The 16,648-nt window shown below is 66.4% G+C and carries 11 protein-coding genes; 8 read left to right on the top strand and 3 right to left on the bottom strand.

Features of this window, described 5'->3' with window-relative positions; translation table 11 throughout:
* The first annotated feature begins 26 nt into the window (after positions 1–26).
* The 3 genes from mexE (at position 27) to JFY56_RS22700 (ending at position 5,921) form a co-directional block, all read left to right on the top strand.
* The gene (mexE, locus tag JFY56_RS22710) at positions 27–1,262 is read left to right on the top strand and encodes a multidrug efflux RND transporter periplasmic adaptor subunit MexE (RefSeq protein ID WP_208316485.1); all 1,236 of its coding nucleotides are present in this window, start codon (positions 27–29) and stop codon (positions 1,260–1,262) included.
* Positions 1,263–1,347: 85 nt separating this feature from the next.
* Positions 1,348–4,539: an efflux RND transporter permease subunit gene (locus JFY56_RS22705; protein ID WP_208316483.1), complete on the top strand. Its 3,192-nt coding sequence runs from the start codon at positions 1,348–1,350 to the stop codon at positions 4,537–4,539.
* On the top strand, positions 4,536–5,921 hold the full coding sequence (locus tag JFY56_RS22700; RefSeq protein ID WP_208316481.1) for an efflux transporter outer membrane subunit: 1,386 nt from the start codon (positions 4,536–4,538) through the stop codon (positions 5,919–5,921). The genes JFY56_RS22705 and JFY56_RS22700 overlap by 4 nt, the downstream gene beginning before the upstream one ends.
* Before the next feature lie 248 nt (positions 5,922–6,169).
* On the opposite strand, the gene JFY56_RS22695 is transcribed toward JFY56_RS22700, so the two are convergent.
* Positions 6,170–7,384: a CynX/NimT family MFS transporter gene (locus JFY56_RS22695; protein WP_208316479.1), complete on the bottom strand. Its 1,215-nt coding sequence runs from the start codon at positions 7,382–7,384 to the stop codon at positions 6,170–6,172.
* Positions 7,381–7,836, bottom strand: a complete 456-nt coding sequence (locus tag JFY56_RS22690) for a nucleoside deaminase (protein WP_208316477.1) — start codon at positions 7,834–7,836, stop codon at positions 7,381–7,383. The genes JFY56_RS22695 and JFY56_RS22690 overlap by 4 nt, the downstream gene beginning before the upstream one ends.
* A gap of 88 nt (positions 7,837–7,924) precedes the next feature.
* Between JFY56_RS22690 and JFY56_RS22685 the strand changes: the two genes are divergently transcribed.
* The 5 genes from JFY56_RS22685 to guaD all read left to right on the top strand — a co-directional run bounded on the left by JFY56_RS22685 (position 7,925) and on the right by guaD (position 15,095).
* The gene (locus JFY56_RS22685; RefSeq protein ID WP_208316475.1) at positions 7,925–8,785 is read left to right on the top strand and encodes a LysR family transcriptional regulator; all 861 of its coding nucleotides are present in this window, start codon (positions 7,925–7,927) and stop codon (positions 8,783–8,785) included.
* 199 nt (positions 8,786–8,984) lie between these two features.
* On the top strand, positions 8,985–10,448 hold the full coding sequence (gene xdhA / locus JFY56_RS22680) for a xanthine dehydrogenase small subunit (protein ID WP_208316473.1): 1,464 nt from the start codon (positions 8,985–8,987) through the stop codon (positions 10,446–10,448).
* Entirely contained in the window at positions 10,441–12,831 is a 2,391-nt protein-coding gene (gene xdhB / locus JFY56_RS22675) for a xanthine dehydrogenase molybdopterin binding subunit (protein WP_208316472.1), read from the top strand. Before xdhA ends, xdhB begins: the two co-directional genes overlap by 8 nt.
* 112 nt (positions 12,832–12,943) lie before the next feature.
* On the top strand, positions 12,944–13,777 hold the full coding sequence (gene xdhC / locus JFY56_RS22670; RefSeq protein WP_208316470.1) for a xanthine dehydrogenase accessory protein XdhC: 834 nt from the start codon (positions 12,944–12,946) through the stop codon (positions 13,775–13,777).
* Between the two features lie 13 nt (positions 13,778–13,790).
* Positions 13,791–15,095 (top strand): guanine deaminase, encoded by a 1,305-nt coding sequence (gene guaD / locus JFY56_RS22665; protein ID WP_208316468.1) that lies wholly within the window; start codon positions 13,791–13,793, stop codon positions 15,093–15,095.
* 194 nt (positions 15,096–15,289) lie between these two features.
* On the opposite strand, the gene JFY56_RS22660 is transcribed toward guaD, so the two are convergent.
* Positions 15,290–16,282 carry an AraC family transcriptional regulator gene (locus JFY56_RS22660; RefSeq protein ID WP_208316467.1) on the bottom strand — a complete coding sequence of 331 codons (993 nt, stop codon included), beginning with the start codon at positions 16,280–16,282 and terminating at the stop codon, positions 15,290–15,292.
* Positions 16,283–16,648 lie beyond the last annotated feature (366 nt).

The raw sequence follows: 16,648 nt of genomic DNA, 5'->3' as shown, positions 1-16,648 counted from the left end.
AAACCAGAAACTGGCGGAGTCTTCCCATGGAGCGTGCAACCAACATCCTGCGTATTCCCCTCGCCCTTGCCGCGGCGCTGGTGCTCAGTGCCTGTGGCAAGAGCGAGGATGCCGCGCAGTCGGCCCCGGCGCCGAAGGTCAGCGTGGCCGAAGTCATCGAGCAACCGATCAACGAATGGGACGAGTTCACCGGCCGCCTGGAGGCTCCGGAGTCCGTCGATCTGCGTCCGCGCGTGTCCGGCTACATCGACAAGGTGACCTTCCGCGAAGGCACCATCGTGAAGAAAGGCGACCTGCTGTTCCAGATCGACCCGCGCCCGTTCCAGGCCGAGGTCAAGCGTCTGGAAGCGCAGCTTGCTCAGGCCCGCGCCAACCAGCAGCGCACCGCCAACGAGTCCGCCCGTGGCGAGCGCCTGCGTGCCACCAATGCGATCTCCGCCGAACTGGCCGATGCCCGCAGCAGCGCCGCCGCCGAGGCTCGCGCGGTGGTCGCGGCGACCCAGGCCGAACTCGACAACGCCCGCCTCAACCTCAGCTTCACCCAGGTCACCGCGCCCATCGATGGCCGCGTCAGCCGCGCCGAGGTCACCGCCGGCAACCTGGTCAACAGCGGGCAGACCCTGCTCACCACGCTGGTTTCCACCGACAAGGTCTACGCCTACTTCGACGCCGACGAGCGCGTCTACCTGAAGTACGTCGACCTGGCCCGCCACGGCGGTCCGGATGCTCGCGGCAGCAGCCCGGTGTATCTCGGTCTGACCGGCGAGGATGGCTTCCCCCACGAAGGTCGCCTGGACTTCCTGGACAACCAGGTCAACCCGAAGACCGGCACCATCCGTGGCCGCGCGGTGTTCGACAACACCCGTGGCGACTTCACCCCCGGTCTCTATGCGCGCCTCAAGCTGGTCGGCAGCAAGGCCTACCCGGCCGCGCTGATCAAGGACGAAGCGGTGGGCACCGACCTCGGCAAGAAATTCGTGCTGGTGGTCGGTGCCGACAGCAAGGTCGACTACCGCGGCATCGAACTCGGGCCGAAGCTGGAAGGCCTGCGCATCGTCCGCAGCGGTCTGGCCAAGGGCGACCGTATCGTGGTCAACGGCCTGCAGCGGGTGCGCCCCGGCACCCAGGTGGATGCCCAGGGCGTCGCCATGGCCAGCCCGGAAACCCTCGCCGCCCTCGCCCGCCAGCGGCAGGCGGTGGATGGCACCGATGTGCCGAAGGTCGCGGAGAAGAATCCGCAGCGAAGCAGCCCGCGCGGCTGACCGTCACCCTCAAACCCTTTGAATCGCAGTACCAGGCCCCGTCCTTGGCGGGGTCATGGGTGACCTTTGCCCACAGGACCACGCCATGAACTTCTCGCAATTCTTCATCCAGCGGCCGATCTTCGCCGCCGTGCTGTCGCTGATCATCCTGATCGGCGGGGCCATCTCGCTGTTCCAGCTGCCGATCAGCGAATACCCGGAAGTGGTGCCGCCCACCGTGGTGGTGCGCGCCAACTTCCCCGGCGCCAACCCCAAGGTGATCGGCGAGACCGTCGCCGCGCCGCTGGAACAGGCCATCACCGGCGTCGAGAACATGCTCTACATGTCCTCGCAGTCCACCGCCGACGGCAAGATGACCCTGACGATCACCTTCGCCCTCGGCACCGACCTGGACGACGCCCAGGTGCAGGTACAGAACCGCGTGACCCGCACCCAACCCAAGCTGCCCGAGGAAGTCACCCGCATCGGCATCACCGTCGACAAGGCCTCGCCCGACCTGACCATGGTCGTGCACCTGACCTCGCCGGATAACCGCTACGACATGCTCTACCTGTCCAACTACGCCCTGCTCAACATCAAGGACGAGTTGGCACGGCTGGACGGCGTGGGCGATGTGCAGCTGTTCGGCATGGGCGACTACTCCCTGCGCGTCTGGCTCGACCCGAACAAGGTGGCCTCGCGCAATCTCACCGCCACCGACGTGGTGACGGCGATCCGCGAGCAGAACCGCCAGGTCGCGGCCGGCGCCCTCGGCGCGCCGCCGGCGCCGACTGCCACCAGCTTCCAACTGTCGATCAACACCCAGGGCCGGCTGGTCAACGAGGAAGAGTTCGAGAACATCATCATCCGCAGCGGCCCGGACGGCGAAATCACCCGTCTGAAGGACATCGCCCGCGTCGAACTCGGCTCCAGCCAGTACGCGCTGCGCTCGCTGCTGGACAACCAGCCCGCCGTGGCCATCCCGATCTTCCAGCGCCCCGGCTCGAATGCCATCGAAATCTCCAACCTCGTCCGCGAGAAGATGACCGAGCTGAAGCAGGGATTCCCGCAGGGCGTCGACTACTCCATCGTCTATGACCCGACCATCTTCGTGCGCGGCTCCATCGAGGCGGTGGTGCACACCCTGTTCGAAGCGCTGGTGCTGGTGGTGCTGGTGGTCGTGCTGTTCCTGCAGACCTGGCGCGCCTCGATCATCCCGCTGGCCGCCGTGCCGGTGTCGCTGATCGGCACCTTCGCGGTGATGCACTTCTTCGGCTTCTCGCTCAACGCGCTGTCGCTGTTCGGCCTGGTGCTGGCCATCGGCATCGTGGTGGACGACGCCATCGTGGTGGTGGAGAACGTCGAACGGAACATCGGCCTCGGACTCACACCGATAGAAGCCACCAAGCGCGCCATGAAGGAAGTGACCGGCCCGATCGTCGCCACCGCGCTGGTGCTGTGCGCCGTGTTCATTCCGACCGCGTTCATCTCCGGGCTTACCGGGCAGTTCTACCGGCAGTTCGCGCTGACCATCGCCATCTCCACGGTGATCTCCGCGATCAACTCGCTGACCCTCTCGCCCGCGCTGGCCGCCGTCCTGCTGAAGGGTCACCACGAGCCGAAGGACCGCTTCTCCGTGCTGCTCGACAAGCTGCTCGGCGGCTGGCTGTTCCGTCCGTTCAACCGCTTCTTCGACCGCGCCAGCCATGGCTACGTCGGCACCGTCACCCGCGTGCTGCGCGGCAGCTCCATCGCCCTGCTGGTCTACGGCGGCCTGATCGGCCTGACCTACCTGGGCTTCTCCAGCACGCCGACCGGTTTCGTGCCGCAGCAGGACAAGCAGTACCTGGTGGCCTTCGCCCAGCTGCCCGATGCGGCGACCCTCGACCGTACCGAGGCGGTGATCAAGCGCATGTCGGAAGTCGCCGGCAAGCACCCGGGCATCGAGCACACCGTGGCCTTCCCCGGCCTGTCGATCAACGGCTTCACCAACAGTCCGAACAGCGGCATCGTCTTCACCCCGCTGAAGGACTTCAGCGAGCGCAAGGGGCCGGGCATGTCCGCCGGGGAAATCGCCGCCGAGCTGAACAAGCAGTTCGCCGACATCCAGGACGCCTATATCGCGATCTTCCCACCGCCGCCGGTACAGGGGCTGGGGACCATCGGCGGCTTCCGCCTGCAGATCGAGGACCGTGGCGGGCTGGGCTACGAGGAGCTGTACAAGCAGTTGCAGAACCTGCTCGAAAAAGCCCGCGCGCTGCCTGAGCTGGACCCGAACTCGGTGTTCTCCAGCTACCAGGTGAACGTGCCGCAGGTGGATGCCGCCATCGACCGCGAGAAGGCCAAGACCCACGGCGTGGCGATCAGCGACATCTTCGACACCCTGCAGGTCTACCTCGGCTCGTTGTACGCCAACGACTTCAACCGCTTCGGCCGCACCTACCAGGTGAACGTGCAGGCGGAGCAGCAGTTCCGCCTGGAGCCCGAGCAGATCGGCCAGCTTAAGGTGCGCAACAACCGTGGCGAGATGGTCCCGCTGGCGACCTTCATCAAGATCAGCGACACCTCCGGCCCGGACCGGGTGATGCACTACAACGGCTTCATCACCGCCGAGATCAACGGCGCCGCCGCACCGGGCTACAGCTCCGGCCAGGCCGAGTCGGCCATCGAGCGGCTGCTGAAGCAGGAACTGCCCAACGGCATGAGCTACGAGTGGACCGACCTGACCTACCAGCAGATCCTCGCCGGCAACAGCGCGATCTTCGTCTTCCCGCTCTGCGTGCTGCTCGCCTTCCTCGTGCTGGCCGCGCTGTACGAAAGCTGGGGCCTGCCGCTGGCGGTGATCCTGATCGTGCCGATGACGCTGCTGTCGGCCATCGCCGGGGTGATCCTGTCCGGTGGCGACAACAACATCTTCACGCAGATCGGCCTGATCGTACTGGTCGGCCTGGCGTGCAAGAACGCGATCCTCATCGTCGAGTTCGCCAAGGACAAGCAGGAAGAAGGCATGGACCGCCTGAGCGCGGTGCTGGAAGCCTGCCGCCTGCGTCTGCGGCCGATCCTGATGACCTCCATCGCCTTCATCATGGGCGTGGTGCCGCTGGTGCTGTCGTCCGGCGCCGGCGCGGAAATGCGCCATGCCATGGGCGTCGCGGTGTTCTCCGGAATGCTCGGCGTGACCTTCTTCGGCCTGCTGCTGACGCCTGTGTTCTACCTGCTGATCCGCCGCGTGATGGACGACCGCGCCGAGAAGAAAGCCCAACGCCGCATCGCCCATTCGCCGGAGGCCCACGCATGAAGTTTTTCGCACCCGCCCTGCTCGCCCTCGCGCTCAGCGCCTGTGTCGTTGGGCCTGACTACCAAGTGCCGCAGACCGCGCCGGCGCAGATCGAAACGACGGCGGGCAACTACGACCGCAGCCGTTTCGAGGGTGCCTGGTGGAAGCAGTTCGACGACCCGGTGCTGGAACAGCTGGTGCAACAGGCGTTGCAGGAGAACCGCGAACTGCGCGTCGCCTTTGCCCGAGTGAAGGCATCGCGGGCGATACGCGACGACGTGGCCAACGACCGCTTCCCCACCGTCACCAGCCGCGCCTCCGCCGATATCGGCAAGGGCCAGGTGCCGGGGATCACCGAGGATCGCGTCAACACCGAGCGCTACGACCTCGGTCTGGACATGATCTGGGAAGTCGACCTGTTCGGCCGCGTGCAGCGCGCGCTGGAATCCAGCGATGCGCAGAGCGAAGCCGCGCTGGCCGACCTGCAGCAGTTGCAGGTCAGCCTGATCGCCGAACTGGCCGATGCCTACGGCCAGCTTCGCGGCGCGCAACTGCGGGAAAGCATCGCCCGCAGCAACCTGGAGAACCAGCGCGAATCCCGCGACCTGACCATCCAGCGCCGCGATGCCGGCATCGGCAACGAACTGGACGTACAGCGCTCCGAAGCGCGCCTGGCCGCCACCGAAGCCAGCGTGCCGCAACTGCAGGCCGAGGAAGTGCGCCAGCGGAACCGCATCGCCACCCTGCTCGGCCAGCGCCCGGAGCAACTCAGCGTCGACCTCGCACCGAAGAAGCTGCCGGCCATCGCCAAGGCCCTGCCCATCGGCGACCCCGGCGAACTGCTGCGTCGCCGCCCGGACATCGCCGCCGCCGAACGCCGGCTGGCATCGGCCACCGCGGATGTCGGCGTGGCCACGGCGGACCTGTTCCCGCGGGTGAGCCTCGGTGGCTTCCTCGGCTTCACCGCCGGCCGTGGCTCGCAGCTCGGCTCGTCCGCCGCCCGCGCCTGGGCGGTATCGCCGAGCATCACCTGGGCCGCCTTCGACCTCGGCAGCGTCCAGGCCCGCCTGCGCGCCGCCAGGGCCGACGCCGACGGTGCGCTGGCCAGCTACGAGCAACAGGTGCTGCTAGCCTTGGAAGAGTCATCCAACGCCTTCAGCGACTACGGCAAGCGCCAGCAGCGCCTGCTCTCCTTGGTGCGCCAGTCGGAAGCCAGCCGCGCCGCTGTGGAACAGGCCGGACAGCAATACCGCGAAGGCACGGTGGACTTCCTCGACCTGCTCGACGCCGAACGCGAACAGCTCGCCGCCGAGGATGCCCAGGCACTGGCGGAAGTCGACGTGTACCGCGGCATCGTGGCGATCTACAAGGCACTCGGCGGCGGCTGGCAACCCTCCGCCTGACGGTTTACCTCTCCGGTCGAGCAATCGACCTCTCCACCCCCGCGGTCCCTGCTCCTGGCCGCGGGGATTTTTTTGTCCGGCCAATCGCCGTGAGACCGTCATCATTCCCGCGCTCCCGCGTGGGAATGCATCCCTGGACGCTCCAGCGTCCGGACGCGGAGCGTCCATGGAGTCGCGCTACCACGCAGGAGCGTGGGAGCGATGACCGTAAGCGGGCCATGCCCGCGATTCGCGCGCATGGCGCGCGCCTACAGGTTCGATGCGTATCCCGCCATCGCCCTCGTATACCCCTTCGGCGCAAACCACACCGTCACCCCAAGCATCGCCACCACCAGCACCGCCAGCAGCGTCCACGACATCTGGAAGCTGCCGGTGTAATCCCGCAGCCACCCCGTCACATAGGGAATGATCCCGGTGATGATGAACCCGATCCCCTGCACGAACGCCGCCAGACGGCCAGCCGCGCCGGGGTCGGGAAGGTGGTCGAGGGTCAGGGTCAGGCTGAGGGCGAAGCAGGCGCCGAGGCCGTAGCCGATCAGCGCCACCCACAGGCCGGGCAGGTGCAGCGGTGCCAGCAGCAGGCCGCAGAAGCCGGCGAGCTGGATCAGCAGGCACAGGGCCAGCCAGCCGCGGCGGTCCAGCGAGCTGCGGATCAGCAGCGGAATGCTCAGCGCGGCGAGCACCTGGAAGATGGTCATCAACCCGACCAGTTGCCCGCTGGCCTCGGCGCTCCAGCCGAGCTGGCGGTAGTACACCGGCAGCCACGCCACCATGCTGGTGTAGCCGCCATTGATCATCCCGAAATAGATCGCCAGCAGCCATGCGCGGCGGCTGCCGAAGAAATGCTGGGTGCGACGTGCCGGCTCCTGGGCGACAGCTTCGCGTGGTCTTGCCAGGCACCAGAACAGCAGGCCGACCAGCGCCAGTCCGGCCCAGACGCCAAGCCCGGTCTGCCAATGCCCAAGACGAGTCGCCACCACCGGCGCCAGCACTGCGGCGCTGCCGCCGCCAGCCATCAGCGATGCCGAATAGAGACCCATCGCCCCCGGCACGCGAGTCGGAAACCAGCGCTTGATCACGCCCGGCACCAGCGCCTGGATGATCGCCACGCCGATGCCGGCCAGCACCGCGCTGGCGATCAGCGCCATGCCGCTGTCCAGCAAAAGGCGCCACAGGCAGGCGGTGGCGATGGCCAGCAGGCCACAGGTCATGCCGCGAGCCTCGCCCAGACGCGGGCCGATCCACGGCAAGGCGAGCGCGAAAAAGCCCATGCACAGCACCGGCAGCACGGTGAGCAGCGATGCGCCCTGGAAACCGAGCCCGGTGGCCTCGCGGATTTCCGCCAGCAGCGGGCCGATGGACGTGAGGATCGGCCGCAGGTTGATGCCCAGGCAGACGATCACCACGAGCCCGAGCCAGCCGACCCTCGCCCGCTCGGCCTGCAGGGAAGCCACGCGGTTCATGCCTTGCGCGCCTGCCAGAGTGCGTAAAGCCCCTCCTCGCCCGCCGGCCGCAGCGGGCGCAACGGCAGCGACTGCTGCAGCGGCGGCCGTGCCATTTCGCGGTAGACGGCGGCGGTGGACAGGCCGAACGGCTCGCCGTCGTCGTTGGAATAGGCGAAGTACGCCGCGCTCACCCCGCACAGATGCATCGCGGCCAGGCACATCGGGCATGGGTGGCCGCTGGCGTAGATCACGCAGCCGTCCAGGCGCGGACTGCCGAGCACCTGGCTGGCCTGGCGGATCGCCTGCAGTTCGGCATGGCCGGTGGGATCGTTGTCGAGATGGATGGTGTTGGCGGCGCGGGCGATGACCTGGCCGTCGCGCACCAGCACCGCGCCGAATGGCCGGCCGCCGGCGCCGATATTGGCGCGAGCCAGATCGACCGCCTCGCGCATGAAGTCTTCGTGATGCATGGGGAAATCCTCCTCTCGGAGGAAAGTATGAAGTCGGCGCATTCCATGCTGAAATTAAATGATTCACTACAAATCAGTGGGAATCATGATGCTCGACCCCATCCTGCTGCGCAGCCTGGTCAGCGTGGTGGACGCCGGCAATTTCACCCGCGCCGCCGAACAGCTGAACCTCACCCAGTCCACCGTCAGCCAGCATGTGCTGCGCCTGGAACAGCAGCTCGACGCCCGCCTGCTGGATCGCAGCCAGCGCCAGGTGCTGCCGACAGAGGAAGGCGAACGCCTGCTCGGCTACGCCCGGCGCATCCTCCAGCTCGGCGAGGAAGCCCGCGAGGCGCTGAGCAGCGAACACAGCGAGGGCGTGCTGCGCCTCGGCCTGCCCGAGGATTTCGCCGGTGAGCGGATCATGCCGCTGCTGGCAAGGTTCGGCGCGGAACGGCCACGGCTGCGCCTGGAAGTCTCCAGCGGCCTGAGCCATGAACTGCTGCGCCAGTACCGCAACGGCGAGCTCGACCTGCTGCTGGTCAAGCAATGGGGCGCCGACAGCGACTGCCTGGAACGCTGGCCCGAACCGCTGGGTTGGCTGGACAGCGCCGAACGCCCCGCCGCCGGCCGCGACCCGCTGCCGCTGGTGGTGTTCCCGCTCGGCGCGCTGTACCGCCAGGAGATGCTCCACGCCCTCGAAAGCCTCGGCCAGCCGTGGCGCATCAGCTATTGCAGCGCCAGCCTGGCCAGCCTCTGCGCAGCAGTGAGCGCCGGTATGGGCATCAGCCTGCTGCCGCTGCGCTGCCGTCAGAAAGGTCATGTCCTGCTGGATGAGAAGAGCGGCTTCCCGGCCATCGGCGGGCTGGAACTGGCGCTCTACGCCCGCCCCGGCCTGGGCAGCGCCGGGCGTTCGCTGCGCGATCAGCTCCGGGCTCTCTGCGCTTCTGCCCAACGCAACCCAACGTAGGTTGGCGCTGAACGCAGTGAAGCCCAACGATGGCACCCGGCAATGTTGGGCTTCGCAAGCTCAGCACCAACCTACGAATTCAAACTTCCGTGGATGTTTCTGACCACACAGACAGATTTTAATTGACTTGAAAGTCAGCTTTTCCTACATTCGCCTCATCCCCCATTCCAAAAACAAAAACAGCCTGGAGGCATGCCTTGTGATCAGGTTCCTGCTCAACCGCGAGCTGCGAGTCGAAGACCGCCTCGATCCCAATCTCACCGTGCTCAACTACCTGCGCCAGCACCTCGGCAAGACCGGCACCAAGGAGGGTTGCGCCTCCGGTGACTGCGGCGCCTGTACCGTGGTGGTGGGCGAGCTGGTCGGCGCGGAAGGCGCCGAGCGCATTCGCTATCGCACCCTCAATTCCTGCCTGACCTTCGTTTCCTCGCTGCACGGCAAGCAGCTCATCAGCGTCGACGACCTCAAGCACCGCGGCCAGCTGCACGGCGTGCAACAGGCCATGGTCGACTGCCACGGCTCGCAGTGCGGCTTCTGCACCCCCGGCTTCGTCATGTCGCTGTTCGCCCTGCAGAAGAACACCAGCGGCGCCGACGCCGAGGAGCGCAAGGCCGAAGCCCATGAAGCGCTGGCCGGCAACCTCTGCCGCTGCACCGGCTACCGGCCGATCCTCGATGCCGCCGAGCAGTCCTGCTGCCAGAAACAGCCGGACCAGTTCGACGCCGCCGAAGCCGCCACCATCGCCCAGCTCAAGGCCATCGCCCCGCGCGAAACCGCCGAGCTGAACAGCGGCGACAAGCGCTGTCTGCTGCCGCTGACCATTGCCGACCTCGCCGACCTCTACAGCGCCAACCCGCAGGCGCGCCTGCTGGCCGGCGGCACCGACCTAGCGCTGGAAGTCACCCAGTTCCACCGCGAACTGCCGGTGATGATCTACGTCGGACATGTCGAAGAGATGAAGCGCGTCGAGGTGCTGGTCGACCGCATCGAGATCGGCGCCGCCACGCCGCTGACCGACTGCTACGAAGCCCTCGCCCACGACTACCCGGACTTCGGCGAGCTGCTGCACCGCTTCGCCTCGCTGCAGATCCGCAACCAGGGCACGCTCGGCGGCAACATCGGCAACGCCTCCCCCATCGGCGACTCGCCGCCGCTGCTGATCGCCCTCGGCGCGCGCATCGTGCTGCGCAAGGGCAGCGACAGCCGCGAGCTGCCGATCGAGGACTACTTCATCGACTACAAGGTCACCGCCCGCCAGGAAGGCGAGTTCATCGAGAAGGTCATCATCCCGCGCCCGCAGGGCAACCAGGCGTTCCGCGCCTACAAGGTTTCCAAGCGCCTGGACGACGACATTTCCGCCGTCTGCGCCGCGTTCAACCTGACCGTGGAGAACTGCCGCATCACCGCCGTACGCAGCGGCTTCGGCGGCATGGCGGCGATTCCGAAACGCGCCAAGGCGTGCGAGGCCGCGCTGCTTGGCCAGCCGTTCAACGCCGCGACCTTCGAACGCGCCGCCGAGGCGCTGGGCGAGGACTTCGCCCCGCTCAGCGACTTCCGCGCGAGCAAGGAATATCGCCTGCTCACCGCGCAGAACCTGCTGCGCAAGTGCTTCTACGAGCTGGAAGCTCCTCAGGCCGTTACCCGGGTGACCGCATATGCATAAGCAACACAAGAGCCAGGAAGAACTCGCCGCCCTCTTCCGCGCGGACCTGACCACCGGCGTCGGCAAGAGCGTCAAGCACGAGAGCGCGCCCAAGCACGTGACCGGCGAGGCGATCTACATCGACGACCGCCTGGAATTCCCCAACCAGTTGCACGTCTACGCCCTCATGAGCGACCGCGCCCACGCGCGCATCACCAAGCTGGACGTCAGCCCCTGCTACGAGTTTCCCGGCGTGGCCATCGCCATCACCAAGGACGACGTGCCCGGCCAGTTGGACATCGGCCCGGTGGTCGCCGGCGACCCGCTGCTGGCCGACGGCAAGGTCGAGTACGTCGGCCAGATCGTCCTGGCGGTCGCCGCCGACAGCCTGGAAACCGCGCGCAAGGCGGCGATGGCCGCCATCGTCGAGTACGAGGACCTGGAGCCGGTGCTCGACGTGGTCGAGGCCTACCGCAAGAAGCATTTCGTGCTGGACAGCCACCAGCACAAGATCGGCGATTCTGAAGCCGCGCTGGCCACCGCACCGAACCGCCTGCAGGGCACCCTGCATATCGGCGGGCAGGAGCACTTCTACCTGGAGACGCAGATTTCCTCGGTGATGCCCACCGAGGACGGCGGCGTGATCGTCTACACCTCGACGCAGAACCCGACCGAGGTGCAGAAGCTGGTCGCCGAAGTGCTCGGCGTGTCCTTCAACAAGGTGGTCATCGACATGCGCCGCATGGGCGGCGGCTTCGGCGGCAAGGAAACCCAGGCCGCTGCGCCCGCCTGCCTGTGCGCGGTGATCGCGCGCCTGACCGGCCGCCCGGCGAAGATGCGCCTGCCGCGCGTGGAAGACATGACCATCACCGGCAAGCGCCACCCCTTCTACCTCGAATATGACGTCGGCTTCGACGACGACGGCCTGCTGCACGGCATCCAGATCGACCTGGCGGGCAACTGCGGCTACTCGCCGGACCTCTCCGGCTCCATCGTCGACCGCGCCATGTTCCACTCGGACAACGCCTACTTCCTCGGCAACGCCACGGTCAACGGCCACCGCTGCAAGACCAACACCGCATCGAACACCGCCTACCGCGGCTTCGGCGGCCCGCAGGGCATGGTCGCCATCGAGGAGATCATGGACGCCGTGGCCCGTTCGCTCGGCAAGGACCCGCTGGACGTGCGCAAGCGCAACTACTACGGCAAGGACGAGCGCAACGTCACCCACTACCACCAGACCGTCGAGCACAACCTGATCGAGGAAATGACCGCCGAGCTGGAGGCCAGCGCCGAGTACGCCAAACGCCGCGCCGAGATCCGCGAGTTCAACGCGAAGAGCCCGATCCTGAAGAAGGGCCTGGCGCTGACGCCGGTGAAATTCGGCATCAGCTTCACCGCCACCTTCCTCAACCAGGCCGGCGCGCTGATCCACATCTACACCGACGGCAGCATCCACCTGAACCACGGCGGCACCGAGATGGGCCAGGGCCTGAACACCAAGGTCGCCCAGGTCGTCGCCGAAGTGTTCCAGGTCGATATCGACCGCGTGCAGATCACCGCGACCAACACCGACAAGGTGCCGAACACCTCGCCGACCGCCGCATCCTCCGGCGCCGACCTGAACGGCAAGGCCGCGCAGAACGCCGCCGAGATCATCAGGCAGCGTCTGGTCGAGTTCGCCGCCCGGCACTGGAAGGTCACCGAGGAAGACATCGAATTCCGCAACAACCAGGTGCGCGTGCGCGACCTGATCGTGCCCTTCGAGGAGCTGATCCAGCAGGCCTACTTCGGCCAGGTGTCGCTGTCGTCCACCGGCTTCTACCGCACGCCGAAGATCTACTACGACCGCGACAAGGCGCGCGGCCGGCCGTTCTACTACTACTCGTTCGGCGTGGCCTGCTCGGAAGTGATCGTCGACACGCTGACCGGCGAATACCGGATGCTGCGCACCGACATCCTCCACGACGTCGGCGACTCGCTGAACCCGGCCATCGACATCGGCCAGGTGGAAGGCGGCTTCGTCCAGGGCATGGGCTGGCTCACCATGGAAGAGCTGGTGTGGAACGCCAAGGGCAAGCTGATGACCAACGGCCCGGCCAGCTACAAGATCCCGGCCATCGCCGACATGCCGCTCGACCTGCGGGTGAAGCTGGTGGAGAACCGCAAGAACCCGGAGCAAACGGTGTTCCATTCCAAGGCCGTCGGCGAACCGCCGTTCATGCTCGGCATCTCGGTGTTCTGCGCGATCAAGGACGCCGTGGCCAGCCTCGCCGACTACCGCGCCCAACCGCAGATCGACGCCCCGGCGACGCCGGAGCGGGTGCTGTGGGGTGTGGAGCAGATGCTCAAGCTGAAGGCACAGCAGGCATCGAAAGCCCCCACCGAAGCCGAACCGGCGTAATAACGTAGGGCGGGTGCAACCCGCCACGGTGTGCCCCCATTGGCGGGTTGCACCCGCCCTACGCAACGCAACGAACAAACGTGCCCCGTGCAAACCCACCGAGGTTGACGACATGAGCTGGATCAACGCCCTTGCCGACCTGCAGCAACGCGGCGAGCCCTGCGTGCTGGTGACCATCATCGAGGAGCGCGGCTCCACCCCGCGCAATGCCGGATCGAAGATGGTGGTCAGCGCCGACGCACTGTACGAAACCATCGGAGGCGGTCATCTGGAATATAAGGCGATGAAGATCGCCCGCGAGATGCTCGCCGAGCGCAGCCGCGACACCCGCCTGGAGCGCTTCAGCCTGGGCGCCAGCCTCGGCCAGTGCTGCGGCGGCGCCACGGTGCTGCTGTTCGAACCGCTCGGCCAGCCGCAGGCGCATATCGCCGTGTTCGGCGCCGGCCACGTCGGCCGTGCCCTGGTGCCGCTGCTCGCCAGCCTGCCGTGCAAGGTGAGCTGGATCGACTCGCGGGAGAACGAGTTCCCGGAAGCCATCCCGGCCGGGGTCAACAGGATCGTCAATGAAGAGGTGGTCGACGAGGTGGAGAACCTGCCCGCCGGCAGCTACTACATCGTCATGACCCATAATCACCAACTGGACCTGGAACTGACCGCCGAAATCCTCAAGCGCGACGACTTCGCCTACTTCGGCCTGATCGGCTCGAAGACCAAGCGCGTCAAGTTCGAGCACCGCCTGCGCGAACGCGGCTTCGCCGGCGAGACCGTGCAGCGCATGCGCTGCCCGATGGGCATCGCCGAAGTGAAAGGCAAGCTGCCCGTGGAGATCGCCGTGTCCATCGCCGGCGAGGTGATCGCCACCTACAACGCCAATTTTGGCGAGAAATCCAACGTGCCCCGGCTGGTCCCCGAATCACGCCGCGCACAGCAACCTACGCGGACCTAATGAAGAGATCGATATGAGCAGTTCAGTCAAAGCCTATCGCGCCGCCATTCTGCACAGCATCGCCGACCCCGCCGAAGTGGGCGCGAAGCACTCCTACGAATACTTCGAAGACGGCCTGCTGGTCGTCGAGGATGGCAAGATCGTCAATGTCGGCCATGCCGCCGACCTGCTGCCGGGCGTGTGCGGTGTGGAAGTGGTCGAGTACGCCGACGCGCTGATCGTCCCCGGCTTCATCGACACCCATATCCACTACCCGCAGACCGGCATGATCGCCTCCTACGGCGAGCAGCTGCTGGACTGGCTGAACACCTACACCTTCCCCACCGAGCGCCAGTTCGCCGACCCGGCACATGCCGCCGATGTCGCCGGCATCTTCCTCAAGGAGCTGCTGCGCAACGGCACCACCACCGCGCTGGTGTTCGGCAGCGTGCATCCGCAGTCGGTGGATGCGTTCTTCTCCGCCGCCGAGAAGCTCGACCTGCGGATGATCGCCGGCAAGGTGATGATGGACCGCAACGCGCCGGACTACCTGACCGACACCGCCGAGACCAGCTACCGCGACAGCAAGGCATTGATCCAGCGCTGGCACGGCAAGGGCCGCCTGCTCTATGCGGTGACCCCGCGCTTCGCCCCGACCAGCACGCCCGAGCAGCTCGACGCCGCCGGCCGCCTGCTCAGGGAGCATCCGGGCGTGTACCTGCACACGCACCTGTCGGAGAACCGCAAGGAGATCGAGTGGGTCAAGGAGCTATTCCCGGAGCGCAGCGGCTACCTGGATGTCTACGACCACCATGGCCTGCTCGGCCCGCGCTCGGTGTTCGCCCACGGCGTGCATCTGTGCGATGGCGAATGCCAGCGCCTCTCCGAGACCGGCTCGGCGGTGGCGTTCTGCCCGACTTCCAACCTGTTCCTCGGCAGCGGCCTGTTCGATCTGGCGAAGCTGGAGAAGCACAAGGTCAAGGTCGGCCTGGGTACGGACGTCGGCGCCGGCACCAGCTTCTCGCAACTGCAGTCGCTGAACGAGGCGTACAAGGTCATGCAGTTGCAGGGCATCAAGCTCGATCCGTTCAAGTCGCTGTACCTGGCGACCCTCGGCGGCGCCCGCGCGCTGGAGCTGGACGACAAGATCGGCAGCTTCGCCGTGGGCAACGAGGCGGACTTCGTGGTCCTCGACCAGCACGCCACCCCGCTGCTGGAATACCGCCTGCGTCAGGCCCGTGACCTGGAGGAAAAACTCTTCGCGCTGATCATGCTCGGCGACGACCGCACGGTGAAGGAAACCTTCGCCGCCGGCCGCTCGGTGCACCGCCGCGATTGATGACAGTAGGTTGGCGCTGAGCCTGCGAAGCCCAACATTGCCGGCTTCAGCAGTCGTTGGGCTTCACTGCGTTCAGCGCCAACCTACGGGAGCTACGCTCAGTTTCAACCGTATCAGCCGGGCACGCTCAGAACCTCGGCTGGTACGGTTTTTTTATTCCAAACGATGGCGCACCCACCCTACGCGCTACTCGCTTATCCCCTGCTCCGCTGCTGCGTAACGCTGGGCGTCTCGTCGAACAACTTGCGGTACTCGCTGGCGAAGCGGCCGAGGTGGGTGAAGCCCCAGCTCATGGCGATCTCGGAGATGTTGCGGCTGGCGCCGCTTTCGAGGATTTCCTGGCGCACGACGGTCAGGCGGTGGTTCTTCAGGTAGGCCATCGGCGACAGGCCGAAGTAGCGCTTGAAGCCATCGAACAGCTTGAAGCGCGAGACCCCCGCGGCATTCTCGATATCCTCCAGGCACAGCGCCTCGCGGGCGTTGGCGTGGATGAACTCGCGGGCCCGCAGCAGGTAGTGCGGCGGCTTCACGCCGAGGCTCTGGCGCAATGCGTCGGAGTAGTTGTTCGGCTGGGCGAGGATCAGCCCCTTGATCAGCGCACGCTCCAGATCGCGGGTGAAGAACAGCTGGCCGTACAGGTCGCTGTGCTCCATCTCGTCGATGAAGTGCTTGGCCATGCGCCACCAGGACGCGGTCGCGCCGTTCAGTGCGTCCATTTCCGGATCGAAGCGCAGCGGCTTGTCGATGGGCCGCTGGAGCATTTCCTCCAGGGTCTTGTGCATGGCGGTGCGGGTGATCACCACCTGCAGCTTGCGGCAGTCGCCGGCGATGTTCAGCTCCTGCGGCTCGTTGGGCGAGACGATCACGCCGCGGCCGGGATCGGAGCGCAGGTGCACGCCGCCCTTGCTCAGCTCCTGCTCGCCGTGCAGCGGCAGGCTCAGGCTGTAGCTGTTGAAGCTGTCGACCTCGACGATGCCGATGGTCACGTCGGTGCCGTACTCGATGCAGCCGAGGGTGGTGGACATCGACTTCAGCACGTTGCCGCTGTGGCGGAACTGGATATCGGCGGGATGGCTGGCATTCAGCATGTGCGGCCCGCAAATGCTCGACATCCACGAGCGGGCACCGGCCACGTCGAAAAGATCGGCGTGGATATCGCGGAACGGGACCACGGGTTTCGTACTCATCTGGCAACGCTCGACACGGTAGTTTTAATTCGCGCTCTGACGGCGCATGACATATCAAAAGGCAAGGTTCGGGCCGCTGCCTACACGATAAGGCCCAACCCGGAATTTCCGGATAGCGTTCGTCGATTTTCCGGATAAATGGCCGCCCCGCTCCCGCTCTCGCTGCCTGCCGTCGCTCCGCAACGGTGCGCCGCGCGCCCCACGCTGTGCGCTTTCTACCCATCCGTGTTACCCCCCGGAAACCGCCGCCTGCGCCAATAGAAGCAGCGCCAAATTTGCGGACTGCCTTCGCCAACTAAGCGGATAGACCGGAATACGCGCCGATCCATTTAATGCCTCCAACCGATTCGCCCGATGTGGGAGGTA

The organism is Pseudomonas schmalbachii, assembly GCF_017589465.1.
Classification (GTDB): Bacteria; Pseudomonadota; Gammaproteobacteria; order Pseudomonadales; family Pseudomonadaceae; genus Pseudomonas; species Pseudomonas schmalbachii.
The sequence above is the reverse complement of the archived record's forward strand: the minus strand, read 5'-3'. Positions and strand labels throughout refer to the sequence as shown.

Coding starts and splice junctions, on each gene's coding strand:
- xdhB (WP_208316472.1), top strand. CDS start 10,441: ATGCATAAGCAACACAAGAGCCAGGAAGAACTCGCCGCCCTCTTCCGC.
- mexE (WP_208316485.1), top strand. CDS start 27: ATGGAGCGTGCAACCAACATCCTGCGTATTCCCCTCGCCCTTGCCGCG.
- JFY56_RS22695 (WP_208316479.1), bottom strand. CDS start 7,384: ATGAACCGCGTGGCTTCCCTGCAGGCCGAGCGGGCGAGGGTCGGCTGG.
- guaD (WP_208316468.1), top strand. CDS start 13,791: ATGAGCAGTTCAGTCAAAGCCTATCGCGCCGCCATTCTGCACAGCATC.
- JFY56_RS22660 (WP_208316467.1), bottom strand. CDS start 16,282: ATGAGTACGAAACCCGTGGTCCCGTTCCGCGATATCCACGCCGATCTT.
- JFY56_RS22690 (WP_208316477.1), bottom strand. CDS start 7,836: ATGCATCACGAAGACTTCATGCGCGAGGCGGTCGATCTGGCTCGCGCC.
- JFY56_RS22685 (WP_208316475.1), top strand. CDS start 7,925: ATGCTCGACCCCATCCTGCTGCGCAGCCTGGTCAGCGTGGTGGACGCC.
- xdhC (WP_208316470.1), top strand. CDS start 12,944: ATGAGCTGGATCAACGCCCTTGCCGACCTGCAGCAACGCGGCGAGCCC.
- JFY56_RS22705 (WP_208316483.1), top strand. CDS start 1,348: ATGAACTTCTCGCAATTCTTCATCCAGCGGCCGATCTTCGCCGCCGTG.
- JFY56_RS22700 (WP_208316481.1), top strand. CDS start 4,536: ATGAAGTTTTTCGCACCCGCCCTGCTCGCCCTCGCGCTCAGCGCCTGT.